Genomic DNA, 26,510 nt, shown 5'->3' on the forward strand with positions numbered 1-26,510 from the left:
AAGCGATCGCCTCGCGCTATCCATCATTGCGACATGTATTTGCGGATGGCGGGTATGCAGGGCCCAAACTGCGGGACGCGCTAAAGGCCCTCGGCCGATGGACCGTCCAGATCGTCAAACGCTCTGACACCGCGGAGGGCTTTGAAGTGCTGCCGCGACGGTGGGTCGTCGAGCGCACCTTCGCCTGGCTGAACCGATGTCGCCGCCTATCGAAAGATTGGGAAAAATCCATCGCAAGCGCAGAGGCTTGGATCCTCATCGCACACATCAGACGCGTCACACGGCATCTCGCAAGGGATTGAGAAGGTGCAGTTAGTTTTGAATCAGACTCTAAGCCTTCTGACAACTGGTCAGAGGTGTTTTATGCGGTGTGGATCAACGACCGCCCGTGCGCGGGCTTTGCGGCTGTTGGTGCCTGCGGCAGGCGTCGGCATTGCGATCTGGGCCTACCTGCAACTGCCGCCTGGCGCAGCTATGACAGCGTTCGCTGGCTTGGCTGATATCGCACTTTGGCGTTGGGGGCTGGCGCTGGCCCTGATAGGCCTGAGCTATGTGGTCATCGGCCAGCTAGAAGCGCTTTGGCACGTGGCCCTGCGTGTGAATTCACAGCCCTATACGGCGCGGCGCACGGGCCGCATTGCGATTGCGATTGGGCAATGCGTCGGGATGGCCAGCGTCGTGGCCGGATTGGTGCGCTGGCACCTCTTGCGCGGTGTGGCGCAAGCTGGCGATGTGGCGCGCGTGTCTTTGGCGGTCTCGCTGTCCTTTACACTTTGCATGTCAGTTTCGGCGCTGCTGGCGCTGTGGTGGATCGCCTTGGCGGCGTTTCCCGCGCTCTCTTGGCCCATGGTGCCTGTGGTCGCGGCGGTGATGGGGCTGGCTTTGTGGCGCTATGGTCCCAAGCTGTGGGCGCAGCGCCGATTGGCCGCTGGGGTGATGATCTGGACTCATGCCGATCTGCTTTGCGCGGGCCTTGCCTTTGCGGTGTTCCTGCCCGGTGACTTGCCGCTTTTGCAGGTCTTAGCGGTGTTCATACTGGCGTTCGGTGCGGGGCTTGCGACACATGTGCCAATGGGAATTGGGGCGTTTGATCTGATTGTCATCGCCTTCCTGCCCGCGCCCACAGCTGCGCTTCTACCCGCACTGCTCGCGTTTCGTCTGACCTATTTCGTCGTTCCCGGTGCCGTTGGCCTTTATGCGCTGACCCGGCCGCAAGCGCTGCCCGGTCGCAGCACCCTGCGGCAGTTTCTGCACAGCCATGCCCCCGCATTATGGAGCTTGGCCGACCAAGGGGCCTCTGTCTGGCGCGACGCCAGCGGCGCTGCCCTTGTCGGCCATACCCCCGTCGCCCGCGTCATTATTGGCGAGCCGTCAGGTGCCCTGCCCCATGCCCTGCGCCGCATGGCCCGCTACAAATGCAGCGCCCGTACCGCCGCCAGCCTGCGCAAGCGCGGTTGGTCCACCATGCGCATCGCGACTGAAGCATGGATCGATCCGAGCACTTGGACTTTGGACGGCCCCGAAAAATCCACCCTGCGGCGCAAACTGCGACAGGCGCAGACTAGCAGCGTGAGCGTGCGCCAAATCGACCCGCGCGATATGCCCCGCGACCTGACCCGCGTGGCGCAGGCCTGGGCCCGTGCCAGCGGGGGCGAGCGCGGTTTTTCCATGGGCCGCTTCACCCTCTCCCTGCTAGATGCGCAGGCCGTCTTTGCTATCTTCACCGATGGCACCCTGCACGGTTTTGTGACCTTTCAAACCGGTCCCCAAGACTGGTGCCTTGACCTGATCCGCCACGACGGCACCCTGCCCGCAGGCGCTGTACCTGCCGCGATGATTGCGGGATTTGCGGCAGCCAAAGACGCGGGCGTGGCAGAGGTCACCCTTGCCGCCACGATCGCCCAAACCGGCCCCTTCGGCTGGCTTGGCCGCCGCCACGCGGGCCTTGCGCAATTCAAACGCAGCTTTGGCCCGCAGTGGCGCCCGCTTTACCACGCGGCCCCGGGACCGCTGCGGTTTTTCTGGACCGCATCCGCCGTGTTGTGGTCCGTTCAGCGCCCCCTTGCCCGCCTGACAACTTGGGTCCGGCAATTGTCTTTTACCCCGCTTCGTGCGACGGAAGGGACCAATGTCCGCACCGGACCCACGCCAAAGACTGAGGCCACACATGACAAACGCATTCGCCCAACTTCTCGCCGCGCGCGACTGGATCCTCGCCGATGGCGCAACCGGGACCAACCTGTTCAATATGGGGCTTTCTTCCGGCGACGCGCCAGAGATGTGGAACGTCGAACATCCTGACCGGATCGCAAAGCTGTACCAGGGTGCCGTCGATGCCGGCTCTGACTTGTTCCTCACGAACACCTTTGGCGGCAATGCCTCGCGCCTGAAACTGCATGACGCCCAAGGCCGCGTGATGGAGCTGAACAAAGCCGCCGCTGAAATCGGCCGCGAAGTGGCCGACAAATCCGGCCGCACTGTGATTGTGGCCGGCTCTGTTGGACCAACCGGCGACATCATGGCCCCCATGGGCTCCCTCACCCACGAAATCGCAGTCGAAATGTTCCACGAACAAGCTGAAGGCCTCAAGGCCGGCGGCGCCGATGTCCTGTGGGTCGAAACTATCTCTGCGTTCGAGGAATATGCCGCTGCCGCCGAGGCGTTCAAACTGGCCGATATGCCATGGTGTGGCACGATGTCCTTTGACACAGCTGGGCGCACCATGATGGGCGTCACCTCGCGCGACATGGTAAAGTCCGTCGGCAAGCTTGACTACAAACCGCTAGGATTCGGTGCCAACTGCGGCACTGGCGCGTCTGATCTGCTGCGCACGATCCTTGGCATGGCCGACGCGGAACCCGATCTGCCCCTCATCTCCAAGGGCAATGCCGGCATCCCGAAATACCACGACGGCCATATCCACTATGACGGCACGCCAGAACTGATGGCCGACTACGCCGAACTGGCCCGCAATTGCGGCGCTAAAATCATCGGCGGCTGCTGCGGCACAACGCCAGAGCATCTGCGCGCCATGCGCGAAGCACTGGAAACACGCCCTAAAGGTGACCGTCCCAGCCTCGACGATATCACCGCCGCCCTGGGGACATTCTCGTCTGAATCTGACGGCACCGACGGCAACGGCCCCGTCCGCGCCGCCCGCCGCGGCAAACGTCGCGGCTGATCGCAAATAGAAGATCGGCGGCAGGACGAACCCCTGCCGCCACCTCTCTGTTTTAAAAATATCCCCGCCGGAGGCTCGGCCGTCAGGCCGACGGCCACCTTTGCCCAGCACAGCAGATCAAAGAAGCGATAGCTGATCACCCGGCTGCGGCGGCACCGCAAATAAGTCCGTGCGCAAAGGCACCAGTGTCCGGTCAAGCCCCAGCCGCCGCGTCGCCAGCACGAACCGCTGCCGTAGCAAACGCGCCCATTCGCCCTGCCCGCTCATCCGCGTTCCAAACGCAGGATCGTAATCCAGTCCGCCGTGCAATTCGCGCACCCGCCCCATGATCCGCGCCGCCCGGTCCGGATAGGCTTCTTGCAGCCAATCGCGAAACAAGCCCGATACCTCACGCGGTAAGCGCAGCACGATGGATGACGCAGCCACGGCCCCCGCCTGCGCCGCCGCTTGCAAGATGGCCTCTAATTCATGATCCGTTAGTGCCGGAACGACTGGCGATACCATGACCCGTACATCAATCCCCGCATCGCTCAGCGCCCGGATTGCGCGCAACCGCACCGCTGGTAAGGGCACGCGCGGTTCCATCGCGCGGGATGTCGCCGGGTCCAGCGTCGTGACTGAAATCCCGACCCGCACCAAGCCCTTCACCGCCATCGGCCCCAGAATATCAATGTCGCGCGTGATCAGTGCACCCTTGGTGATGATCGCAACCGGGTGGTTAAAATCCGACAGCACCTGCAAGAGGCCGCGCATAATCTTACGGTCTCGCTCGATCGGCTGATACGGATCTGTGTTTGTGCCAATCGCGATCGTGCGCGGCACATAGCGTTTGGCCCGCAACTCGCGCTGCAGCACCGCGGGCGCATCTGGCCGGGCAATCAGCCGCGTTTCAAAATCAAGCCCCGGCGACAGCCCCAGATAGGCGTGGCTGGGCCGGGCGTAGCAATAAATGCACCCATGCTCGCAGCCGCGATATGGGTTAATCGACCGATCAAATGACAAATCAGGCGACCGGTTCTGCGTAATGACGGTGCGCGGCACTTCCTCGGTGACTTGCGTGCGCAGCACCGGCAGTTCGTCGTCATTGGCCCAGCCGTCATCCACCCCCTCGCGGGTGTGGCTGTCAAACCGGACGTCCGGGTTATCCATCGCCGCCCGGCCGCGCCGGCGAAATTGTGGCCTTACTTCGTATTCCATGCCAAAAACTAAAACAAACAGTGAACATGAGCAAGCGTAGGTCGGTCTCATTCGCGGACATGTCGCAAATTATCGCGTGTCGCTCTGGGCAAAGGCGCATGACGAAACTACAATTGGATCAAAGCTGTGCCATAAGGATCACCCCATGTCGGACGACGACGAAATCATCCTCGCAGACCTGAACGACGAAGACCTCGTCGCCCAGATGTTCGACGACCTTTACGACGGCATGAAAGAAGAGATCGAGGAGGGCGTTAACATCCTCATCGGTCGCGGTTGGGAACCCTACCGCGTGCTCACCGAAGCGCTTGTCGGCGGCATGACCATCGTCGGTGCCGACTTCCGCGACGGCATCCTGTTTGTGCCCGAAGTGCTGCTGGCTGCCAACGCAATGAAGGGCGGCATGGCCATCCTAAAGCCGCTGCTGGCCGAAACCGGCGCGCCAACTATCGGCAAGATGGTTATCGGCACGGTCAAAGGTGACATCCACGACATCGGCAAAAACCTTGTCGGCATGATGATGGAAGGTGCCGGCTTTGAAGTCGTCGACCTTGGCATCAACAACGCCGTTGATGGGTATATCGACGCGCTGATAGCGGAAAAGGCTGACATCCTTGGGATGTCCGCGCTGCTGACGACCACGATGCCCTACATGAAGGTCGTGATCGATACGCTGATCGAAAAAGGCATGCGCGAGGATTACATCGTTCTGGTCGGCGGTGCCCCCCTGAACGAGGAATTTGGCAAGGCCATCGGCGCCGACGCTTACTGCCGCGATGCGGCGGTTGCGGTCGAAACCGCCAAGACCTGGATGGCCCGTAAGCATAATCGTGCGAGCGCAGGCTAGCCTGGTTTAAGAATGCCGTCGATTTGACTGGACGTAACGGACTTCTTCCTAGACCTGTTAGGGACTGGGAGGGAGTTTACCATGCGTACTGGACCATTCCTACTTTTGATCGCGACCGTCATGTGCCTTGCCGCCCTGACCATTTGGCTTGCCCAAATGTCCGGAGCCTTGGCCTTGCTGCCTGCCATCGGCACTGTGGGGCTGATCCTCACGGTCCTGATTCGCCGGGTGCAATAGCGGCGACTGCGCCATGAGCGATCTTGACGCCCAACTGACAGACGCCGGCTTGCAACCGTCCGGCGGCGGCAAGGTTTTGCTGCTGGCCTGCGGTGCGCTTGCCCACGAAATCCTAGCCCTGCGTGCCGCAAACGGCTGGGATCACCTTGATCTGCAATGCCTGCCCGCGATCTATCACAACCACCCCGAACGCATTACCCCTGCGATCAGCGCTGCGGTCGCGGCGCATAAAGACAGCTACCAACGCATCTTTGTCGTCTACGCCGATTGCGGCACCGGGGGGCTATTACAAGCCGCCTGCGCCGAGATGGGAGTGGAGATGATTTCTGGCCCGCATTGCTACAGCTTTTTCATGGGAAATGAGGCGTTTGCGGCGGCAGATGACATGACCGCCTTCTACCTGACCGACTTTCTTGCGCGCCAATTCGACGCCTTCGTCTGGCGCCCCCTTGGGCTCGACCGTCATCCGCAATTGCTGGATACGTATTTCGGTAACTACACCAGCCTGATCTATCTGGCCCAGACTGACGATGCCGCCCTCACTGAAAAGGCCCGTCAAATCGCAGCGCGCATGGGCCTCACATTCATTCACCGCCGCACCGGCTACGGCGATCTGACCAGCGCATTGGCGCAGGCCTAACCCTTCTTCTGGTCAAAAATACCTCGGGGTGTGGGGCAGCGCCCCACCATCCGAATTTACACCGTAAATTCGGACGCAAACGCCCCCTATTAACCCGCGGCAGAGACCAAACGAATCCGGTCCACCATGGCCCGCAGCCCGTTCGAGCGCTGCGCCGACAAATGATCCGTCAGCCCCAGCCGCCCCAGTTCTGCCGGGGCATCAATCTGTCCGACCTGCGCCATGGGCACACCGTCATACAGCGCACCCAGAATCGCCACTAGCCCGCGCACAATCATCGCATCGCTATCGCCGCGAAAATGGAACACGCCGTCCTCTGGCAGCGGCACCAGCCACACTTGGCTAGAGCAGCCGTCGACCTTGGTCGCGGGCACTTTGAACGCATCGTCCAGCGCTGGCATCGCTTTGCCCATGTCGATGACATGGCGATAGCGGTCTTCCCAATCGTCTAGAAAGTCGAAGGTTTCCACAATCTCTTCGAAGGCTTCGGTCGCCATTAAGGCTCTCCTGTCTGTCAGCTTTGTGGATTAACGCGGCACCGTCACAACACGTTGGCCATCGACCGCCAGCGCCACCTTGCCCTGCGTTAGCAGCAGCGCGTCGCGGCCAAAAACCTCGTTGCGCCAGCCTTTCAGCGCAGCAATGTCGCGCTGTCCGGCTGCCAGCAGGTCCAGATCGGCAGAAGACGCGATCAGCTTTTGCGCCACATCTTCCTGATCCGATTTCGCCTTGAGCAGGACGCGCAGCATGTCGGCAATCGCCGGGTTCACCTGCAGCTTTTCGCGGCTCAGGTCGGGCTTGGGCAGCTTGTCGTTCGGCATGGCAAGACCATCCTTTACCGCCTTCAGAATACCGTCCGCAATCTCGCCCCGCCGCGCTTCACGCAGCAACAGGCGCATCCGGCCAAGGTCAGCCTCGGTTGCGGGCTTGGCACTGGCCACTTCGACCAATGCGTCATCTTTGTACACGCGGCTGCGCGGGACGTCCCGTTCCTGCGCATAGGTTTCACGGAACCGCGCGAGTTCGCGCACAATGCTTAGGAACCGGCCAGAGTTCGTGCGGGTCTTCACCTTTTCCCACGCCGTATCGGGATCGGTCTGATAGGTGGCAGGATCGTTCAGCACCGCCATCTCTTCATTGACCCACTTCTGGCGGCCGGTGCTGCGCAGACGGTCCGACAAATATTCATAGATATCGCGCAGATAGGTGACATCGCCCACGGCATATGTCTTTTGCGCATCCGTCAGCGGGCGGCGCGACCAGTCGGTAAAGCGGCTCGACTTATCGACGCCATCTTTGCAAATTTTGCGCACCAGCATCTCGTATCCGGCTTGATCGCCAAAGCCGCAAACCATCGCCGCGACCTGTGTGTCAAAGAGCGGGCTGGGAATCAGTTGGGCATCGACCCAAAAAATCTCAAGATCTTGGCGCGCGGCATGGAACACCTTGACCACGCCTTCGTCGCGAAACAGCTCGTACAGCGGCTCGAGTGATAGACCTTCGGCCAAAGGATCGACCAAGACTTCGTCATGGCCGTCCTCGTCCTGCCAGGCCAGCTGCACAAGGCACAGCTTGGCGTAATAGGTCCGTTCACGCAGAAACTCTGTATCAACAGTCACATAGGGGCGTTTGGCGGCTGCGGCGCAAAAAGTGGCCAGCGCCTCGGTCGTGGTAATGGTCTGCATGAGTGCCTTGTCAATCAGGGCCGCGGCAGCGCGGACACCCCCTGATAAGCGATCACGCAGGCGTTGAAAACCCTAGCCTTCTAGCATGACTGGCGTGCGGTCGCCCGCCAGATAACGGCGCAGCACAGCTGGATAAAGCTGATGCTCCAGCGGCAGCAGCCGCTCTGCCAAAGACTGCGGCGTATCGCCCGCCCGTACGTCCATCCGCGCCTGCCCAAGGATCGGCCCATCGTCCAGATCGGCGGTCACCTCGTGCACGCTGCAGCCGTGCTGCGCATCGCCTGCCTCTAATGCGCGCGCGTGCGTTTGTAGGCCCTTATATTTCGGCAAAAGCGACGGGTGGATGTTCAACATCCGCCCCGCCCACTTCGCCGTAAAGCCGGGCGTCAGGATCCGCATGAAGCCCGCCAGCGCAATCATCTCGATGCCGGCCTCTTCCAAAACCACTTGAAGTTCGGCCTCGAACCCCTCGCGATCTTTGGGAAAATCGCGGTGATCCACCACGGCGGTCGGGATGCGCAGCGCATTCGCCTTTAGCAAACCGCCAGCGCCCGGATCATTCGCAATCACCAGTTTCGCGCGCCCCGGATGGTCGCCCACCATGTCTTTGGCCAGCGCGACCATATTGGACCCGCCGCCAGAGATCAAAATGCCGACCCGCTTCACTTCAGATCGCCCGTGTACCGCACGCCAGCGCCGTCCGCGACATGGCCCAGACGGTGGACCGTCTCGCCTGCTTCGGACAGCAGCGCAGTCAGCGCATCGGCGCGGTCAGCTGATACGACCAGCACCATGCCGATACCTGCGTTAAACGTCTTGAGCATTTCAGCCGTGGCGATATTGCCGACCTGCGCCATCCAGCCAAACACGGGCGGCAGCGACCAAGAGGTCAAATCAATTTCGCAGCCCAGATCATCCGGCAACACGCGCGGCAGGTTTTCTGTCAAACCGCCACCCGTGATATGCGCAAGCGCATGCACGCCGCCCGCCCGCACCGCAGCCAGCGCGGGTTTGACATACAGGCGTGTCGGCGTCAGCAAAGCCGTGCCCAAGGGCGCGTCAGCAAAAGGCGCAGCATCGTCCCACGACAGGCCGGACGCCTCTACAATGCGCCGCACCAGCGAATAGCCGTTGGAATGCACACCGTCGCTGGCCAAGCCAAGCAGGACATCGCCCGCGGCCACACCGCTTGGCAGATCCGCCCCGCGCTCCATCGCGCCGACAGCAAAGCCAGCCAGATCGAAGTCGCCGCCATGATACATGCCCGGCATCTCGGCGGTTTCGCCGCCGATGAGGGCACAGCCAGAGGCTTCGCAGCCCGCCGCGATGCCTTCGATAATGCGCGTGGCCGAGTCTAGCTCCAGCTTGCCTGTCGCGAAATAATCGAGGAAAAACAGCGGCTCTGCGCCTTGGCAGACCAGATCGTTGACGCACATGGCGACCAGATCGATCCCGATCGTGTCCACATTGCCCGTATCAATCGCAATCCGCAGCTTGGTGCCAACACCGTCCGTGGCCGCCACAAGGATCGGGTCAATATAGCCCGCACCCTTCAGGTCAAACAGCGCGCCAAAGCCGCCAAGCCCGGCCATTGTGCCAGAACGCTGCGTGCGTTTGGCCGCTGGCTTGATCCGTTCCACGAGTGCGTTACCTGCGTCGATATCCACACCGGCGGCGGCGTAGGTCAATCCATCTGTCGTCATTTTGCGATCCCCGCGTCTGCCCAGTCCCTGACCCCCGCGCGATACCCCAAGCCGCGCTTTGGTGCAACGCCGCAACACGCCCTTGCAATGCGCGAAATTCCGCCGATGTGATGCAACCTTTTCGCGGCTGCGCAGTTATACTCACATGATGATACAGCGCATGATCCCCCTCCTCGCCCTTTTGGCCTCTCCTGCTGCGGCGGAAATTGTCCCTATGGACTTTTCCCCGATGGACGACGGCCCCTGGATCGAATTGCCCGAAGGGGCGGCCTTTAACACCGCGCCGCCCACTTACGACGACATCATCGCGATGTCGGACCTTGACGGCGACCCCAGCGTGACCACCGCGAAAGAGCATGAAATGATCGCTTTGCTCAGCCAAGTCCTTGGCGCTTCTCCGATCACCAACTGACTTGACCCCGCCCGCCCATCCGCTATGCCTGCACGCGGCGGGCCTGTAGCTCAACGGTTAGAGCAGAGCGCTCATAACGCTTTGGTTGCGGGTTCAAATCCTGCCGGGCCTACCAACCGCCATCCCAACAACGATACGACTGAATTAAAGGGCCAAGGCCCTTCATTCTTCTGGTCAAAAATACCTCGGGGGTTTGGGGGCTGGCCCCCAATGCAACACCCGCAAAGTACGTTTCCCCTGCGCGTTTAGAAACCAACCACCCCTGCGCCGCGAAAATATCCCTGCGCCGCGAAAATATGGCGCGGCAGCTTGATCGACATCAACATCGGATCGCCTTGGCCCGATTATAGTGATGATCTTCCGCGCGGACAGTTTTGACTGTGGCCTGATGGGGCGGTTTTTCCGTCGCGTCCAGCCAGCCAAGGCAACCCGCGACGACGATTATCCGCAGACGCGGGATCGCGGTACCTTTGAAAGGATAATGCGATGATGCACGATTATGGAATGGGCTACGGCACGGGATATGGCCTGATCTGGACGATATTGCTGGTCGTGATCGCTGGCGTCGCGATCGTGGCACTGCTGAAATACATCAAGAAATAATACCCGAAGGAGAAACACTATGACCTACACAATCAATCGGACCATCACCGGATCAGACTTTGAAGAGGTGGATGCCCGCACGCGCAAGGCGCTTTCTGATGCGGGGTTTGGCATCCTGACGGAAATCGATGTCGCTGCAACAATGCACAAGAAGCTGGACATCGACATGGACGCTTATCGCATTCTTGGGGCCTGCAACCCGCAGATGGCCTATCAGGCGATCCAGATCGAGCCGCGCGTGGGGGCCATGCTGCCGTGCAACGTCATCCTGCGTGCGACAGACGGCGGTGTCGAGGTCAGCGCTATCGACCCCGTCATGTCGATGCAGGCGATCGATAACGCAGACCTGCACGCCGTCGCGGGCAAGGTGCGCGACCTTCTAAAAGCCGCGGTCGCGGCGATCTAATCATGCGCAGCCGTGCCGGTCTGGTGGCCGTCGTTATGTTTGTAGCGGTCGTCGCACTGTGTGTCTGGTGGTTTGCGCCGTCCATTCTGACCGACGCAAAGCGGCTGATGGACCGCGATACGCTGATGGCGTTTGTGGCGCAGGCGGGGCATTGGGGCCCGGTGCTGATTGTCGGCTTAATGGTGGTCGCAGTGGTGGCCAGCCCGCTGCCCAGTGCGCCCATCGCACTGGCGGCGGGCGCGGCTTACGGGCATCTTTGGGGCACTGTTCAGGTTGTTCTGGGGGCAGAGCTGGGTGCGCTGATTGCCTTCGGCCTTGCCCGGGTGCTGGGGCGCGATGCGCTGCGCCACATGTTCGGCGACAAGGTTGACGCAGGATTGCTCGGCTCGCAAAATGCCCTCATGGCAACGGTCTTTGCCAGTCGTTTGATGCCTTTTGTGTCTTTCGACCTGATCAGTTACGCGGCAGGCCTAAGTGGTCTGCAGCCTTGGCGCTTTGCTGTCGCTACATTGGCGGGCATCGTTCCCGCCAGTTTCGTGCTTGTGTATTTGGGCGGCGAGGCTGCAAGCGGCGACATGGGCCGGGCCACATGGGCTGTTCTGGGCCTTGGGCTTTTCACCGGATTACCCCTGCTTTGGGTCGCAACCAAACGGGGCGACCAAGGCGACCGGACCTGACGATCGCGATCTGACGATACGGATTTGAAATCTGGCAGCGGATGGCCTGCGCAAGCCATCACAACACAGCAGAAAGTTGGCACCACATGGACCACGCGCATGATATGACGAAAGAGCCTGCCCCAGCGGGGGCGGACACGGCAACGGACCCGGTCTGCGGCATGACGGTCACCATCAAGCCAAAGGGACGGTCAGAGACGTATCAGGACCAAACGTTCCATTTCTGCTCTGACAAATGCCAAACAAAGTTTAAGGGCGATCCTTGGTTTTATGCCAGCGGCCGGGCTGCGGACAAACCCAAGGTCGTCGTCGCCGGCACGCAGTATACCTGCCCGATGCACCCCGAAATCGTCCGCGATGCGCCGGGGGCCTGCCCGCTGTGCGGCATGGCGCTGGAACCGATGACGCCCACGGATGAACCTTCGCACGAGCTGGTGGATTTCACCCGCAGGCTCTGGATCTCGGTCGCGGCAGCGGTGCCGCTGATCGTGTTGACGATGGGCGGTATGGTCGGCCTGCCGGTCCGCGACTGGCTGGGGCATCAAATCGCGGCTTATCTGGAATTTCTGCTGGCGACCCCAATCGTGCTGTGGGCGGCATTGCCATTCTTCCAGCGCGGCTGGGATTCCGTCGTCAACCGCAGCCCGAACATGTGGACCCTCATCTCGCTTGGCGTCGGGTCCGCCTATACATATTCGCTGTTCGCCACCTTCCTGCCGGGGGTGTTTCCCGCGATCTATCGCACGGATGGCGGGGTCGGCACCTATTTCGAGGCGTCTGTCGTCATCGTCGCCTTGATTTTTGTCGGTCAGGTGCTGGAATTGCGCGCCCGCGAACGCACCGGCGACGCGATCCGCGCCCTGCTTGATCTGGCACCGAAGACCGCCCGGCGCATCACGCCGGACGGCGACGAATACGACGCCCCGCTGGAAAACGTCATGGCAGGCGACCTGCTGCGCGTGCGGCCGGGGGAAGCGGTGCCGGTCGATGGCGAGGTCACGGACGGCCATTCGTCCTTTGACGAAAGCATGATCACCGGAGAAGCGCTGCCGGTCGAAAAGGCCAAGGGCGACACCGTCACGGGCGGGACGATCAACAAGACCGGCACAATCGCGATGAAGGCAACCAAGGTCGGCGCGGATACCGTGCTGTCCAAGATCGTCGAGATGGTGTCGAACGCCAAACGGTCCCGCGCACCGATTCAGGGTCTGGCTGATCGGGTTTCGGCCATTTTCGTGCCAACTGTCGTGGGTGTGGCGCTGCTGGCCTTTGCCGGGTGGTTCATCTGGGGGCCGAACCCGGGGTTCGTTCATGCCATTGCCGCAGCTGTGTCGGTGCTGATTATCGCCTGCCCTTGCGCCTTAGGGCTCGCCACGCCGATCTCTATCACGACGGCGGCGGGACGCGGGGCGCAGGCGGGTGTGCTGATCAAGGACGCCGAGGCGCTGGAACGCATGGCGCGGGTCGACACCGTGATCGTGGACAAGACCGGCACGCTGACCATGGGCAAGCCCGAACTGACAGATGTCGTGGCCTTTGACGGCGCGACGCAGGACATCGTGCTGTCCCTTGCGGCCGCGCTAGAGCACGCATCAGAGCATCCTTTGGCAGAGGCCATCGTCGCCGGGGCCAAGGCCCGCGGGATCACGCCGTGGACCGCCACCGATTTCGAAGCGGTGACAGGCAAAGGCGTGAAAGGAACTGTCGACGGTCAGGCCATCGCCTTTGGGAATAGCGCGATGATGCAATCCCTTGGGCTGGACACCGATGCGGCGACCGCCGCCGCCGAGGCGTTGCAAGAAGACGGCAAGACCGCAATGTTCCTTGCCCGCGATGGTGTGTTGATCGGGATCGTAGCCGTGGCGGACCCGATCAAAGACACGACCGCAGCGGCCCTACGCAGCCTGCACGATTTGGGCCTGCGGGTCATCATGGCCACGGGCGACAACGCCCGCACGGCGCAGGTCGTGGCCGACCGCCTTGGCATCGACGAAGTGCGCGCTGGCGTGCTGCCCGAAGACAAAAAGGCGCTGGTTGACCGCCTGCGCACCGAAGGGCGCTTTATCGCCATGGCTGGCGACGGTGTGAACGATGCCCCCGCACTGGCCGCTGCCGATGTGGGAATCGCCATGGGGACCGGCGCAGATGTCGCGATGGAAAGCGCCGGGATCACGTTACTGGGCGGCGATTTGACCGGCATCGTGCGGGCACGAAAGCTGGCAGTGGCGACCCTGCGCAACATTAAGCAGAACCTGTTCTTCGCCTTTGCCTACAACGCCATCGGTATCCCGATCGCGGCGGGTCTGCTTTATCCCGTGTTCGGCGTTCTGCTGTCACCGATGATTGCCGCCGCCGCCATGAGCTTGTCTTCGGTGTCCGTCATCTCGAACGCCCTGCGTTTGCGCCGGGTCAAGCTGTGAGCGAGGCACGGCACTGGGCGCGGCGGCCCGTGCCGCATAAGGCGCGCGGGATGACGACGCTGAACGTGCAAGCCTCCGCCTGAGGGCTGCCCCTTGCCCGGTACTTGCCGCGTCAGGTCATGCGCGACCAGTGCGGGTGCAAATCATCCACCGTCACGGGATGCGCGTGACGGTGCCCCGTGTCTGCATCCCGCAGATGTGGATGGTCTGCCGGCAGATCGTCGTGCCGATGCACAACGGGACCCTCTGCCGCTGCGGGCCACAGGATCACGGCCAGCACAACCGACGCTGCGGCAATGACGGCCAGTACCGCAAATGTCGGCCCCATGCCGACCTGTGCCCCAAGCCAGCCCGCCAGCGGATAGGTGATTAACCAGCAGCCGTGCGACAGCGCGAACTGGGCGGCAAAAAGCGCGGGTCGATCCTCTGCCATAGCGGATCGCCGCAAAAGGCGCCCCGACGGCGTTTGGACCACCGCATAGCCAAGGCCCAGAATGACCCACAGCGCTACGATGCCACCAAACCCCGCCGCCATCAGGACGGGTCCCGCAATCAGGCCCGCCGTCAGCACAATCGCGCCGCCCAGCATCACCGGACGGTCGGGGACCCGGTCCAGCAGGCGCGGCAAGGTCAGCGCGGCCAGCATCGACCCCGCCCCAAAGGCCGCCAGCGCCAAGGCGACTTGGCTTTGCCCCAAGCCCAGATCGGCCTGCACGATCACCACCGTATTGACGATTACCATCGCGCCAGCCGCCGCAACGCCAAGGTTCAGCGCCAGCAAGCCGCGCAAGCGCGGCGTCGCCAGATACAGCCGGATGCCGCGGGTTGTGCGGCTCCAGATACTGCGGGCGACCGCTGGCGCGGGACTTGGCAACGTCACCGATACCACCAGCGCCGCAGAGGCGAGGAAGCCGATCACCGTGCCGCCAAACAGCGCCGGAAAGCTGACCAGCGTCAGCAAGGCGGCTGCAAGCATGGGCGAGATCAGGTTTTCCAGATCATAGGCCAGCCGCGACAGCGATAGCGCGCGGGTATAGTCCCGCTCATCCGGCAGCACATCGGGGATCGTCGCCTGAAACGTCGGCGTGAAACCAGCTGACGCAGCCTGCAAGGCAAAGATCAGCACATAGACCTGCCAAACCTCGGTCACGAAAGGCAAGGCAAGCGCGACCGCCGCGCGGACCAGATCCAACGCGACCAGCATGCGGCGGCGCGGCAAACGTTCGGCAAAGGCCGCGGCGATGGGGGCCAAGACGACGTATGCCACCATCTTGATCGCAAGCGCTGTGCCCAGCACCACCCCGGCATCCGCCCCCGCCAGATCATAGGCCAACAGACCCAGCGCAACCGTCGCAAGGCCAGTGCCCAGCAGCGCGATGACCTGCGCGGCAAAAAGGTGGCGATAGGTCCGATTGGCGAAAATTTGCAGCATAACGGTTTTCGTCCTTTAGGTGGCGCGCGGCGCAAGCAAGATAATCCCGGCGCCGATCAGGCAAACGATAGCACCCGTGACATCCCATGTATCGGGCCGCCGTCCCTCGACCACCCAAAGCCATACCATAGAGGTCGCGATATAAACCCCGCCATAGGCCGCAAACGCACGTCCGGCGGCATCGGACGGCGATAGGGTCAGCAACCCTGCAAAGACCGCAAGGGACATCAGGCCGGGCAACAGCCAATAGGCCGAAGCGCCCTGCCGCATCCAGGCCCAGACCGCAAAACATCCGGCAATTTCGGCCAAGGCCGCGATGGCATAGATCGCAAGGGTGGGAAACGCTGTCATTCTAAACGCCCTGCCCCGTCCGGGCCTGATGGTCCTGCGCGCAAAGACCATGATCGCTAAGCACCTCGATCACGCGGCAATCGGCGATGGTCCCTTTGGCACATTGCGTGATCATGCGTTCCAATTCTGCCTGCAAGGCGGTCAGCCGCGTGATGCGCTCTTTGACCGCGACCAGTTGCTGTGTCGCGATCACGTCGGCCGCCGCGCAGGACTGGCTTGGGCTATCCGACAGACTCAGCAGGTCGCGGATCGCGTCTAGCGGAAAGCCAAGGTCGCGTGCATGGCGGATGAACGCCAGCCGTTCGCGCGCTTTCGCCCCGTACAGGCGCTGGTTCCCGGCGCTGCGTTCAGGCTCTGGCAGCAGTCCGATTTGTTCGTAATAGCGAATGGTCGGCACCTTCACACCCGCCGCCTGCCCCAGTTTTCCGATCGTCAGCATAAGAAACCTCTTGAAGCTATAGTGACTAGAGACATTAGGTTGGTCGCTGAAGTGATACAAGCACCCGCGTTCGCGGCACGAAAGGCGTAATAAAATGAGCAATGTGACCAGCTGCGAATGGACCGTGACCGGCATGGACTGCGCGTCCTGCGCAGGAAAGGTCAGAGGCGCAGTGGAACGTCTGCCGGGGGTCACTCAGGTCGACGTGGCCCTGATGGCCGAACGTCTGCGTCTGACGCTGGACGAGGCGCAGACCCCCCGTGACGGCGTGGTGGCTGCGGTGCAAAGACTGGGCTTTGGCATCGCACCCAAAGGTCAGGCGGCCCCCCGCACGGGCTTTGTCATGCCAGTCGGTGCCTTTCCCGCGCCCGCAACTGGCGCGGATCACCTTGCGACTGACGGCGCCCAAACCGGTCCGGCCACCGGGACTGGCACGGTGCGTCCTGACCCGTCATGGTATCAGACCGCCAAGGGGCGACTGGTGATCGGCACTGGTCTTTTGCTGGTTGTCGCTTGGGCGGTGAAACTACTTGCGGCGCCCCAGATCGCACAGGGTGCCTTTGTGATCGCCACGCTGATCGGCATCGCGCCGATTGCCCGGCGCGCGGTGAACGCGGCGCGGGCCTTTATGCCGTTCACCATTGAAATGCTGATGACCATCGCCGCCACCGGTGCCCTGTTCATCGGTGCCGCAGAAGAGGCGGCGCTGGTCGTGTTCCTATTCGCCGTGGGCGAAGTGCTGGAAGGCGTTGCCGCAAACAAGGCGCGGGGCGGGATCAGGGCGCTGGCGCAACTGGTGCCGAAAACGGCCCTGCTAGAGGTTTCGGGCCGCACGCGCGACGTGCCCGCCGAAAGCCTGATGATCGGCCAGACCGTGCTGGTCCGTCCCGGCGACCGGGTGCCTGCGGATGGCGAGGTGATTGAGGGCGTGTCCGGTGTCGATGAAAGCCCCGTCACCGGTGAAAGCGTGCCGAATCTAAAAGAGCCCGGCCAAGCGGTCTTTGCCGGGTCAATCAACACCGAAGCCGCCCTGCGGGTGCGCGTGACCAAGGCCGCACAGGATAACACGATCGCCCGCATCGTGCGTCTGGTCGAGGAAGCAGAAAGCGCCCGCGCCCCGACCGAACGGTTCATCGACCGGTTCAGCCGCGTCTATATGCCCGCCGTGGTGGGCGCCGCGTTGTTGGTGGCCATCGTGCCGCCATTGGCCTTTGCGCAGCCGTGGGACACTTGGGTCTACCGTGCCTTGGCGCTTTTGCTGATCGGTTGCCCCTGCGCGCTGGTCATCTCGGTTCCGGCGTCCATCGCGTCGGCGCTGTCAGCGGGCGCGCGGCACGGTATCCTGATGAAGGGCGGCGCTGTGATCGAGGCTGCGGCGCACACGACCCATGTCGCCTTTGACAAGACCGGAACGCTGACGGTCGGGTCCCCGCGCATCACCGACATCGTGCCGATGACCGGAACGCAGCAGGATGTTCTGGCGCTTGGCGCAGGGATCGAGGCGGGCGCAAGTCATCCGCTGGCGCAGGCGATCCTGACGCGCGCCGCGGCGGATGGTATCACGCCCCTTACCGCGACTGCCGCCCGCGCATTGCCCGGCAAAGGGGCCGAGGCCATGGTCGGCGATGCTTTGGCGTGGATCGGCTCGCCGCGTTTTGCCGCCGACTCTGGCGTGTTGAACGCCAAGGCGCGCAGCACGGCCACCGCATTAGAGGAGGCCGGAAAGACGGTCGTCGCGGTCTTTCGGGCGGATCTATTGGTCGGCCTTGTGGCCCTGCGCGACGAACCCCGCCGCGAGGCTAGCGACGCCGTGCGCCAGCTCAGGGCGCTAGGTATCACCGCTGTGATGCTGACCGGTGACAACGGCCGCACCGCCGCCGCAATATCGCAAACGCTTGGGATCGATCACCGCGCTGACCTGATGCCAGAAGACAAGGTCACCGCGATCCGCGCGCTGGCGGCCCAAGGGCGCGTGATGATGGTCGGCGACGGGATCAACGACGCGCCTGCGCTTGCCTCGGCCCATGTGGGCGTGGCGATGGGGTCCGGCACCGACGTGGCGCTAGAAACCGCCGATGCCGCAATGCTGCGCAACCGGGTGACGGATGTTGCGGGCACAATCCGGCTGGCCCGGGCCACGATGGCGAACATTCATCAGAACGTGACAATCGCGCTTGGGCTGAAGGGCGTGTTCCTGATCACGACCGTTCTGGGCATGACGGGCCTGTGGCTCGCGATCCTTGCTGATACGGGCGCGACGGTCCTTGTCACGTTGAACGCCCTGCGCCTGTTGACCTTTGATCCGGACAAAGAGCGGTAGGCGCCCGGCTTAGGCAATGCCCCGAGCCGGCTGCCAAGCCGCATCAGTTTCCGCATCGGCCGCAAGACAGCGCCTGTCTGGCATCTGAACGCGGCCGATCAGTAAAAGCTTATACGCTGACCCCAAACAGGCTTCCGACGCCTGCGGTGATTGCCATCGCCGCTGCGCCCCAGAACAGGACCCGCGCGGTCGCGCGTGGTTTTGGTGCCCCGCCGACGTGCGCGCCAATTGCGCCAAGGCCTGCGAGACAAATCAGCGTCGTGATGACGACCACCTGAATGATCTTGTCGCTTGGGGCCAAAATCGCAGCGGCAAGCGGCAATGCTGCGGCGACGGTGAACGTCAGACCCGAGGCGATGGCCGCTTGCAGCGGGTTAGCGGTGTGCACTTCGGACAGTCCAAGCTCGTCGCGCACATGCGCGCCAAGCGCGTCTTTTTCGGTCAGTTCACGCGCAACCAAAGCGGCTGTTTCCTTCGTCAACCCGCGCGATTCATAGATCGAAGCAAGCTCGGCCTCTTCTGCTGCTGGCGTATCGATCAGCGCCTGTTTTTCGCGGGCAATATCTGCGCGTTCGACATCGGACTGCGAACTGACCGACACATATTCGCCTGCGGCCATCGACATCGCACCCGCGGCAAGGCCCGCCGCCCCGGCCACCAAAATGGCTGTGGGGTTCGGGTCTGCTGCGGCCACACCGACAATCAAGGACGACACCGAGACGATGCCGTCATTTGCGCCCAAAACGGCAGCCCGCAACCAACCAGCGCGATTGATATAGTGCAGTTCGACATGGGCAGATTCGTAAGGCGCGTTCATGGAATTCTCCAACTGTTGAAACGATGGTCAGGCGGTGTGCCCAAGCTTGATTGATGCGCGGAAACCGCGATTTGTGTCTGAAAGGGGTGAGACGATTTTCAATGTCGACGACGTCCGTTCTGCAATTTTTTGCACGATCGCAAGCCCAAGACCGCTGCCAACACCGGCAGTATCGCCGCGGATAAAGCGTTCCTGCAATGTTTGAAGCGTGGCGGGCGGAACAGCAACGCAGTCATTTTCGACATGCAGCCAGCCGTCCCCTGACAGCATGACATAAACCGGCGCATCGCTGCCATGGCGAAGCGCATTTTCGATCAGGTTACGCGCCACGATGGCCACGGCATCCGGGTCGATGTCACACTGCACCGCTGTGGCTGGCAGGTTCAGATCAATGCGCGCGCGGTCAGCGCGGGGCAGATCATCGACAACAAGTCGCACAACGACGCGCGCGTCATGCAGGGTGTCCGCAAGTAATTGCGCGCCCTCTGCGCGGGCCAGTTGCATCAGCTTTTCCGATAGCTGCGTCAGGCGCTTCAAGGTGCTTTCAATCGCCTCTGCGCGGCGCATGGTTTCGGGTTCGCGGGTGTGTTTGCGCAGCAGCTGCACCTGTGCAATCGCCCCCGCCAATGGTGTGCGCAGTTCATGGGCCGCGTTGGACGCAAAGCTGCGTTCCGCATCGAATGCCGCGTTCAGACGCCCAAAAAGCTTATTCACGGTGCGGGCAATCGGTTTCAGTTCTGTCGGAAGGGTATCAAGGCTCAATGGTGCCAGGTCATTTGCGTCGCGCCTGGCCAGTTTGTCGCGCAATTGCCCCAAGGGGCGCAGTCCAAGCCCCAAACTATAAGCAATCCCTAAGATGCTCAGCGGGATGACAGCCAGCAGCGGCAGGGCCAGCCCCAACGCCAATTCGCGCGATACGCTTTGCCGGTGGGCAAGCGGCTCTGCGATGGTCAGGGTGATCGTGCCCCGCACCGCGGCTTCTTGGTAAAACCGAAAGCCGTCCGTCTGATGAAAACCGTTTTGCGCGAAAGTCGGGAACAGATCGGGGTCGGCCCGGTGAGAGCTTAGCAGGATACGACCCTGCGTATCGCGCACCAGATAGGTGAAGTATTCGTCATGCGCATCCAGCGCCGTAATATGCTGCGTCAGCCCTTCCTCCTCGCGGCCAAGGACGTCGACAACGGCCAGTTCAAGGATGCGCTGGCCTGTTTCCTGCAAGGCTGAATCAAAGACTTCATCCATCTCGCCGGACAACTGGCGCGTCGTGACCGCAGCGGTCGCCAGCCACATCAGCATCACCAAAAACGCCAGCGCCAAGGTCGTTCTGAACCTGATGGACCTTGGCAGTTTCATGCCTGCGACAACCGGTAACCAAGGCCGCGTTCTGTCGTGATGATGGTCGCACCCAGCTTTTTGCGCAGGCGGCTGATGTGAACTTCGATCGCGTTGCTCTCAATGTCGCTGTCAAAGGAATACAGCCGTTCCTCTAACTGCGCCTTTGACAACAGCTGTGCCGGGTTCTGGACAAACGCCTCGAACAGGACCCATTCCCGCGCTGTCAACGGGATGGCTTTGGTGCCGCGCGTCACGCTGCGCGCCGCGGTATCAATGGTCAGGTCATGCAGCTTGAGCACGGGGTTCGGGTTGCCGGAATAGCGCCGCGCGACCGCTCCGATCCGCGCAGAAAGCTCTGCCAGATCGAATGGTTTGATCAGGTAATCATCTGCACCGGCATTCAACCCCTCGATCCGGTCCGATATCTGGTCCATCGCGGTCAGGATCATGACGGGCACTTTGCTGCCGGACTTGCGCAGCGATTTCAGGAACACGATCCCGCGCCCATCGGGCAACATCAGATCAAGCAACAGCAGGTCGAACTTGGCGCTGGCAAATGCATCGCCAGCCGCATCCAGACGCATTGCCCAATCAACACTATGGCCGTCATATTCGAGCTGCTCACGGATGGCCGCGCCGATGACCTTGTCGTCTTCGATAAGCAAGATGCGCATTGTGGTCCTTGATCTATAGATCGGATGGTCGGGCCTTTCGGCTACAGACTCAACCTGACGGTATCCTGAAGCACTTTTATGTTTTGCGTAAGGCTCCCGTCAGAATGGCGATCCATAAGTCATGCATGATGATTGCAACCGGAGTGCGCCCCATGGCCCATATCGCGACATATGCCCTTGCTTTGGCTTTGCCATGGGCCGGATCAGCGCAAGCCAGCGTGCGCTGTGATATCCCCATGACCCAGTGGCAGCCCCGCGATGCGGTCGTCCAATTGGCCCAGCAAAACGGCTGGGACGTCCGCCGTATCAAGATCGACGACGGCTGTTATGAAATCTACGCGACAGACGCTGATGGCCAGACATTCGAGGCCAAGATCAGGCCGGACACGCTGGCGATCATCGAAATCGAATCCGATGATGACGACGACCATGATGATCACGACGACGCACGCGGCGAACGCGGCGACCACTAACACCCCCATCAATTTGGGCCGGCCTAACCTGCATGTTCTGCGGGGGGTGCGCCCTTTTGCCTTCAGGAGACATCAGATGAAATTCCCCCTTTCCATCATTGCAGCGGCGCTTGGGTCGACCGCGGTCTTTGCTGCGCCAATTGCCGCGCTGTCTGCGCAGCCCGTTCCCGCATCCGGGCAAAATATGACGGAGCCTTCGGCGCTGCAGGTGGGCGCAGATATCGACAACGCGCGCTGGCTTCATCTGATCAGCGGCGATGACGATGATGAGGACGACGATGATGACGAAGATGATTGTGACCACGAAGATGACGAGGACGACGACGACGACAGCGAAGATCGGACAGGCGATTGCGATGGCAATGCACTGACAGCGCCGCAATCCGGGGCATCTGCGCCGCCTGCCAACGGGTTGTTTACGCCCGGCACAGCCCCGCAAGTCACATCAAACTGAAGGATATCAAAATGACAACGAAATCAGTGCTTGCTGCACTCGTGCTGTCGACTGCCATGACTGTGCCCGCACTCGCGCAGGCAAAGACGGTCAACCTTAAGGCCGACCTGACCCAATACGGCGGCCGCGGGGCATATCTTGCGATCTATGTGACAGATGCCGCGGGCGACTATGCCGGCAGCCTTTGGATGGCAGGGGGAAAGTCAAAGTATTACAAGCACCTGTCCGACTGGGCGCGCTTGTCGGGGGGCAGCGCCGATCAGGTCAGCGGTATCACCGGTGCCAGCGTTGGCGCAGGTCAGACGCTGGAATTGTCGATGGATCTGGCCGATGCCCTGTTCGATGCGGGCTATACCCTGCACATCGATGCATCTGTCGAAGACATGCGTGACAGCCCCAATGAAATCGCGGTGCCGCTGACAACGGATGGGGCTGGTGTGGCCGCCCATGGACGGCGCTACGTCTCTCGCTTTCAATACGACTTTTAGGCCGAGGCAGTCCCATGATCCGCAAGCTTCACCGTTGGCCCGGCCTTCTGGCAGCAGTCCTTTTGATCGTGCTGGCGTTCAGCGGTTCGGTTTTGTCAGTGTTTCCTGCGATGGAACGCATTGCTGCACCAACCGCCACGCAGGATCAGTCGGTGGCGGAGCTTGCGCGTTTGGTGATCGCCGCGCATCCCGGCGTCGAGCAGATAAAGCGTTCGCCCTCTGGCAAGATCACGGTTTGGTGGTTCGAGGGGAATACCCCGGGTGCCGCAAGAGTTGACCCGGCAACGGGCACGGACATCGGCAGCGCGGACCCTTCAGCGGTAGAGCAATGGTTCACCACATTGCACCGGTCTTTGTTTCTGGACGATACCGGCCGGATCGTCATGGCTATCGCCGCAGCTGCGATGTTGACGCTGACGCTGTCAGGCACATTGCTGACCCTGCGGCGCGTGGGCGGCTGGCGGCATTGGTTTTCGCGCCAGCGCGGCCCCCGTGCAGGGCGGTTGCATACTCAAATTGCCCGCGTTGCTGCGCCCGTATTATTGCTAAGCGCGCTGACCGCCCTTTGGATGGTGGCATCGACGTTTGACCTTTTGCCCAGCGACGAAGCCAGTCCCGTATTTCCAGCGCAGGTGACCAACCAGACTGGCTTTTCAGTTGCAGACATCGCGACATTTCAGGCAACCCCCGTGACCGACCTGCGCGATCTGACATTCCCCGCATCAGATGACGCCAGCGACGTTTTCACCCTGACGACAGCGAATGGCGAGGGCTATATCGACCAAGGCAATGGCGCCTTGCTTGACTGGGCGACGCCGGGCCCTTGGACCCAAGTTTGGGAATGGGTTTATCTGCTTCATACGGGGCAAGGCGTGGCCCTTTGGGGGCTGATCTTGGGGCTGATTGTCCTGTCAGTGCCTGTCTTGGCCATCACGGGCACGCTGAGTTGGCTCAATGCCCGCCGCGGCCGTCCGCGGCTGCATGGAACGGTCTCTGCCGCGCGGGCGCAGTCGGTTATTCTGGTGGGAAGTGAAGGCGGTAGCACATGGGGCTTTGCCGCGACACTGGCCAAGGCACTGCAGGCCGCGGGGCAAAGTGTACATGTCGCCAAACTATCCGATTTCGCCCCGCAGCGGTATCAAACTGCCCGCCAAATCATTATCATGACGGCAACTTGGGGTGATGGCGCGGCACCTGCTTCGGCAAAGGGTGTGCTTGAAAACATGGCCCATATGCAACCGACAGTGCCGCTGGCTGTGCTTGGCTTTGGCGATCGGAGTTTCCCCGCATTTTGCGCCTTTGCGCAGGGTGTCGAAACAGCGGCTGTGCAAAACGGGTGGTCGCTTTTGCTGCCACTGGATCAAATCGATCGCCAGTCACCGCAAGACTTTGCGCGATGGGGGCGCAACCTTGGGGCCGTTCTGGATCTGCCATTGGAGCTGAACCACCAACCTGCCCCGCCGCGCGCCACTGCCCTGACATTGATCTCTCGGCGGGACTACGGCGAGGCCATTCAGGCACCTGCCGCCATTCTGCGCTTTGCCTTGCGCAAACAGGCGTTTTGGCAGCGGCTGACCGGGCCGCGTTTCGGGCGATTTCAGGCCGGTGATTTGCTGGGGATCGTGCCAGAGGGCTCCAACCTGCCGCGATATTACTCACTCGCGTCCAGTCGCAAAAATGGCTTTGTCGAAATTGCGGTGCGCAAACACCAAGGCGGGCTGTGTTCGGGGCAATTAATCGCGCTTAAGCCGGGGCAGCAGGTGATGGGGTTCATTCGCCCCAACCCCGACTTTAAGCCAGACAACCGCAAAACGCCGCTTATCTTGATTGGTGCAGGCACCGGAATAGGCCCCCTTGCTGGTTTTATCCGGGATCAAGGCGCGCAGCGTCCGATCCATCTGTGGTTCGGCGCGCGTCATCCAGATACGGATTTCCTTTACGGCGAGGACCTGAACCAATGGGCCGATCAGGGCGCATTGTCAGGTCTGCACACGGCATTTTCACGCAGTGGGCAGCGCCATTATGTGCAAGACGCCCTACGCCAAGATGCGCAATCGCTACGCGACCTGATCGCGAATGGCGCAAAGATTATGGTCTGCGGCGGCCGCGACATGGGCGCAGGTGTGCGCGACGCGATCACCGATATCATGGCACCGCTTGGCATATCTGCGGCCACCCTTAAATCACAAGGACGCTATGCCGAAGATGTCTATTGAACCCGCGCAACACCTGATTGAAGGGCGCACTATGGGCACAACATGGTCCGTGCGCCTTGCCGAAGATTGCGGCGTCAGCCAAGCCACCTTGCAGACCGCATTCCAGCGCGCGGTTCATCAGGTCGATATGCAAATGTCGACGTGGAGCCCGCACAGTGATCTGATGCGCCTGAATGCGGCACCCGTTGGCGATTGGGTGCCTTTGCCAAATCACCTTATGGCGGTGCTGACGGCAGGCCTTGCGATCAGCCGTGACACCAAAGGCGCGTTCGAGATGAACGTCGGTGATGCGGTGCGGGCCTGGGGATTTGGCACGGATCAAATCAACCTAGACGCCATTCGGGCCGCTAGCGGCTGCGCACGTATCCCCGCAACCCAGACGCTTATCTTGGATGCGGGTAACGGGCGGGCTCAAAAGACAGCTCCGCTGGCGCTTGATCTATCAGGCATCGCCAAGGGCTATGGGGTGGACCGCTTGGCATTCGTGGCCGCCGGGTTCGGGATTAAACACGCGCTTTGCGCGATCGATGGAGAGGTCAAGGCCGTGGGCACCCAAGCCTGCGGCACCCCGTGGCCGGTTGGGATCGAGGTGCCAGACACGCCAGATCGAAAAATGCATTCTGTCTTGGGCCTTGCGGATATGGCGGCGGCGACGTCAGGCGATTACCGCCATTTCGTCGAAGTGAAAGGCACCCGTTTAAGCCACACAATCGACCCCCATCGCGGCGCCCCTATCGTGAACGCGCCAGCATCAGTGACCGTTCTGGCAAAATCGTGCATGCAAGCCGATGCAATGGCGACGGCGCTGATGGTTATGGGAAGTGTGGAAGGCCACAAATTCGCAGTGAAGAACGAGATAAGCGCGTTGTTTTTGACGCGTAAGGCAGGAAACGTCGACGCAATTGGAACAGGTCTATTCGTATAATAACCTGCGTATCGCCGCCTGTAGGTTGCCTTGTAAGATCTTCTCTTGGTTTGGATTAACGAGCTTGAACAGGCAGCCTGAACGAACCTCGGCAATCTGATCCATGTTTTTAACACTATCGAAGACATGACAGCGGACATTGACCAATCGCGCCCCTTCATCCCGCCCGTTGCCATCGTCAATCAGGTTGGCACAAGACGCTAATAATGATTGGCCGGCTGCGAACCAAGATCGTCAGCTGACAAGCATTTCCACTCTAAAGTGACATGCTAAATGAATGGGGAATTTGGTGCACCTAAAAGGAGAAACTTCGAACTCACTTTTTGCGGTTTTGTCTCAGTGGGAGAGAGCGCTGCAGCTATCTAAGATAGTAGCATCACTAGATGGTGGCTGACGTCCACTGCAGGCTACGCCAATGCAAGATTAGTATAGGATAAGGTCTAGGCAACGTCCGCCCCCATCCGCGGCTCTACGGACGCGAACGGCCCGTAGCTGCCGCTGGCCAAATGTCCAAGCGCTGCGTTGCAGCTTTCCCGAGGCAGCCGTTCGACACACTGTGCAGGGTGCGACATGTCATT

The 26,510-nt window shown here is 61.6% G+C and carries 27 protein-coding genes and 1 tRNA gene; 17 read left to right on the forward strand and 11 right to left on the reverse strand.

Annotated features, from left to right (window positions below):
* The 3 genes from BM131_RS17950 to bmt form a co-directional block, all read left to right on the forward strand.
* Positions 1-302, forward strand: a 302-nt coding sequence (locus tag BM131_RS17950; protein WP_139222695.1) for a transposase, incomplete at its 5' end; no start/stop codon positions are given.
* A 61-nt stretch (positions 303-363) separates the two neighbouring features.
* The gene (locus BM131_RS20570) at positions 364-2,301 is read left to right on the forward strand and encodes a phosphatidylglycerol lysyltransferase domain-containing protein (RefSeq protein ID WP_090191666.1); all 1,938 of its coding nucleotides are present in this window, start codon (positions 364-366) and stop codon (positions 2,299-2,301) included.
* Positions 2,210-3,181 (forward strand): betaine--homocysteine S-methyltransferase, encoded by a 972-nt coding sequence (gene bmt / locus BM131_RS17960; RefSeq protein ID WP_245754315.1) that lies wholly within the window; start codon positions 2,210-2,212, stop codon positions 3,179-3,181. The genes BM131_RS20570 and bmt overlap by 92 nt, the downstream gene beginning before the upstream one ends.
* A gap of 117 nt (positions 3,182-3,298) precedes the next feature.
* On the opposite strand, the gene BM131_RS17965 is transcribed toward bmt, so the two are convergent.
* A complete protein-coding gene (locus BM131_RS17965) occupies positions 3,299-4,378 on the reverse strand; it encodes a PA0069 family radical SAM protein (RefSeq protein ID WP_090191668.1) in 1,080 nt (359 codons plus the stop codon).
* Positions 4,379-4,523: 145 nt separating this feature from the next.
* On the opposite strand from BM131_RS17965, the gene BM131_RS17970 reads away from it, so the two are divergent.
* From BM131_RS17970 to BM131_RS17975, 3 genes are all read left to right on the forward strand, one after another.
* On the forward strand, positions 4,524-5,225 hold the full coding sequence (locus BM131_RS17970; protein ID WP_090191670.1) for a corrinoid protein: 702 nt from the start codon (positions 4,524-4,526) through the stop codon (positions 5,223-5,225).
* An 81-nt stretch (positions 5,226-5,306) separates the two neighbouring features.
* Complete coding sequence (locus BM131_RS20330) at positions 5,307-5,462, forward strand: hypothetical protein (protein WP_175499455.1); 156 nt, start codon at positions 5,307-5,309, stop codon at positions 5,460-5,462.
* A gap of 13 nt (positions 5,463-5,475) precedes the next feature.
* Positions 5,476-6,102 carry a DUF1638 domain-containing protein gene (locus tag BM131_RS17975; protein WP_090191671.1) on the forward strand — a complete coding sequence of 209 codons (627 nt, stop codon included), beginning with the start codon at positions 5,476-5,478 and terminating at the stop codon, positions 6,100-6,102.
* A gap of 89 nt (positions 6,103-6,191) precedes the next feature.
* Here the strand turns inward: BM131_RS17975 and BM131_RS17980 are convergent, their stop codons facing one another.
* The 4 genes from BM131_RS17980 to purM form a co-directional block, all read right to left on the reverse strand.
* Positions 6,192-6,599, reverse strand: a complete 408-nt coding sequence (locus BM131_RS17980; RefSeq protein ID WP_090191673.1) for a SufE family protein — start codon at positions 6,597-6,599, stop codon at positions 6,192-6,194.
* Positions 6,600-6,629: 30 nt separating this feature from the next.
* Positions 6,630-7,787: a ribonuclease D gene (rnd, locus tag BM131_RS17985; protein ID WP_090191674.1), complete on the reverse strand. Its 1,158-nt coding sequence runs from the start codon at positions 7,785-7,787 to the stop codon at positions 6,630-6,632.
* 72 nt (positions 7,788-7,859) lie between these two features.
* Positions 7,860-8,453 carry a phosphoribosylglycinamide formyltransferase gene (gene purN / locus BM131_RS17990; protein WP_090191676.1) on the reverse strand — a complete coding sequence of 198 codons (594 nt, stop codon included), beginning with the start codon at positions 8,451-8,453 and terminating at the stop codon, positions 7,860-7,862.
* Positions 8,450-9,490: a phosphoribosylformylglycinamidine cyclo-ligase gene (gene purM, locus BM131_RS17995; RefSeq protein ID WP_090191678.1), complete on the reverse strand. Its 1,041-nt coding sequence runs from the start codon at positions 9,488-9,490 to the stop codon at positions 8,450-8,452. Before purM ends, purN begins: the two co-directional genes overlap by 4 nt.
* A gap of 160 nt (positions 9,491-9,650) precedes the next feature.
* Here purM and BM131_RS18000 point away from each other — a divergent pair, with 160 nt between their 5' ends.
* The 5 genes from BM131_RS18000 to BM131_RS18020 all read left to right on the forward strand — a co-directional run bounded on the left by BM131_RS18000 (position 9,651) and on the right by BM131_RS18020 (position 14,008).
* Entirely contained in the window at positions 9,651-9,902 is a 252-nt protein-coding gene (locus BM131_RS18000; RefSeq protein ID WP_139222696.1) for a hypothetical protein, read from the forward strand.
* A 39-nt stretch (positions 9,903-9,941) separates the two neighbouring features.
* Positions 9,942-10,017: transfer RNA gene (locus tag BM131_RS18005), tRNA-Ile, on the forward strand.
* Between the two features lie 507 nt (positions 10,018-10,524).
* A complete protein-coding gene (locus BM131_RS18010; protein ID WP_090191681.1) occupies positions 10,525-10,911 on the forward strand; it encodes a DUF302 domain-containing protein in 387 nt (128 codons plus the stop codon).
* 2 nt (positions 10,912-10,913) lie between these two features.
* The gene (locus tag BM131_RS18015; RefSeq protein WP_090191683.1) at positions 10,914-11,588 is read left to right on the forward strand and encodes a TVP38/TMEM64 family protein; all 675 of its coding nucleotides are present in this window, start codon (positions 10,914-10,916) and stop codon (positions 11,586-11,588) included.
* An 86-nt stretch (positions 11,589-11,674) separates the two neighbouring features.
* Positions 11,675-14,008 carry a heavy metal translocating P-type ATPase gene (locus BM131_RS18020; protein ID WP_090191685.1) on the forward strand — a complete coding sequence of 778 codons (2,334 nt, stop codon included), beginning with the start codon at positions 11,675-11,677 and terminating at the stop codon, positions 14,006-14,008.
* 112 nt (positions 14,009-14,120) lie between these two features.
* Here BM131_RS18020 and BM131_RS18025 read toward each other — a convergent pair whose 3' ends face one another.
* From BM131_RS18025 to BM131_RS18035, 3 genes are read right to left on the reverse strand one after another with little or no spacing between them, the layout of a single operon-like run.
* On the reverse strand, positions 14,121-15,440 hold the full coding sequence (locus BM131_RS18025) for an MFS transporter (RefSeq protein WP_090191686.1): 1,320 nt from the start codon (positions 15,438-15,440) through the stop codon (positions 14,121-14,123).
* 15 nt (positions 15,441-15,455) lie between these two features.
* On the reverse strand, positions 15,456-15,791 hold the full coding sequence (locus tag BM131_RS18030) for a YnfA family protein (protein ID WP_090191689.1): 336 nt from the start codon (positions 15,789-15,791) through the stop codon (positions 15,456-15,458).
* Position 15,792: 1 nt separating this feature from the next.
* Complete coding sequence (locus BM131_RS18035) at positions 15,793-16,230, reverse strand: MerR family transcriptional regulator (protein WP_090191691.1); 438 nt, start codon at positions 16,228-16,230, stop codon at positions 15,793-15,795.
* A gap of 94 nt (positions 16,231-16,324) precedes the next feature.
* Here BM131_RS18035 and BM131_RS18040 point away from each other — a divergent pair, with 94 nt between their 5' ends.
* Positions 16,325-18,550 (forward strand): heavy metal translocating P-type ATPase, encoded by a 2,226-nt coding sequence (locus tag BM131_RS18040; RefSeq protein ID WP_245754312.1) that lies wholly within the window; start codon positions 16,325-16,327, stop codon positions 18,548-18,550.
* Positions 18,551-18,659: 109 nt separating this feature from the next.
* Here BM131_RS18040 and BM131_RS18045 read toward each other — a convergent pair whose 3' ends face one another.
* From BM131_RS18045 to BM131_RS18055, 3 genes are read right to left on the reverse strand one after another with little or no spacing between them, the layout of a single operon-like run.
* A complete protein-coding gene (locus tag BM131_RS18045) occupies positions 18,660-19,367 on the reverse strand; it encodes a VIT1/CCC1 transporter family protein (RefSeq protein ID WP_090191693.1) in 708 nt (235 codons plus the stop codon).
* A 27-nt stretch (positions 19,368-19,394) separates the two neighbouring features.
* Positions 19,395-20,720 carry a histidine kinase dimerization/phospho-acceptor domain-containing protein gene (locus tag BM131_RS18050; protein ID WP_090191695.1) on the reverse strand — a complete coding sequence of 442 codons (1,326 nt, stop codon included), beginning with the start codon at positions 20,718-20,720 and terminating at the stop codon, positions 19,395-19,397.
* On the reverse strand, positions 20,717-21,376 hold the full coding sequence (locus BM131_RS18055; protein ID WP_090191696.1) for a response regulator transcription factor: 660 nt from the start codon (positions 21,374-21,376) through the stop codon (positions 20,717-20,719). Before BM131_RS18055 ends, BM131_RS18050 begins: the two co-directional genes overlap by 4 nt.
* Positions 21,377-21,501: 125 nt before the next feature.
* Here BM131_RS18055 and BM131_RS18060 point away from each other — a divergent pair, with 125 nt between their 5' ends.
* From BM131_RS18060 to BM131_RS18080, 5 genes are all read left to right on the forward strand, one after another.
* Entirely contained in the window at positions 21,502-21,849 is a 348-nt protein-coding gene (locus tag BM131_RS18060) for a PepSY domain-containing protein (protein WP_245754313.1), read from the forward strand.
* 76 nt (positions 21,850-21,925) lie between these two features.
* On the forward strand, positions 21,926-22,303 hold the full coding sequence (locus BM131_RS20335) for a hypothetical protein (protein WP_090191698.1): 378 nt from the start codon (positions 21,926-21,928) through the stop codon (positions 22,301-22,303).
* Between the two features lie 11 nt (positions 22,304-22,314).
* The gene (locus BM131_RS18070; protein WP_090191700.1) at positions 22,315-22,791 is read left to right on the forward strand and encodes a DUF2271 domain-containing protein; all 477 of its coding nucleotides are present in this window, start codon (positions 22,315-22,317) and stop codon (positions 22,789-22,791) included.
* Positions 22,792-22,805: 14 nt separating this feature from the next.
* Positions 22,806-25,007 carry a PepSY domain-containing protein gene (locus BM131_RS18075; RefSeq protein WP_090191701.1) on the forward strand — a complete coding sequence of 734 codons (2,202 nt, stop codon included), beginning with the start codon at positions 22,806-22,808 and terminating at the stop codon, positions 25,005-25,007.
* Positions 24,997-25,932, forward strand: a complete 936-nt coding sequence (locus BM131_RS18080; RefSeq protein WP_245754314.1) for an FAD:protein FMN transferase — start codon at positions 24,997-24,999, stop codon at positions 25,930-25,932. Before BM131_RS18075 ends, BM131_RS18080 begins: the two co-directional genes overlap by 11 nt.
* The last annotated feature ends 578 nt before the right edge of the window (positions 25,933-26,510 follow it).

This window comes from Loktanella salsilacus (assembly GCF_900114485.1).
Taxonomy (GTDB): Bacteria; Pseudomonadota; Alphaproteobacteria; order Rhodobacterales; family Rhodobacteraceae; genus Loktanella; species Loktanella salsilacus.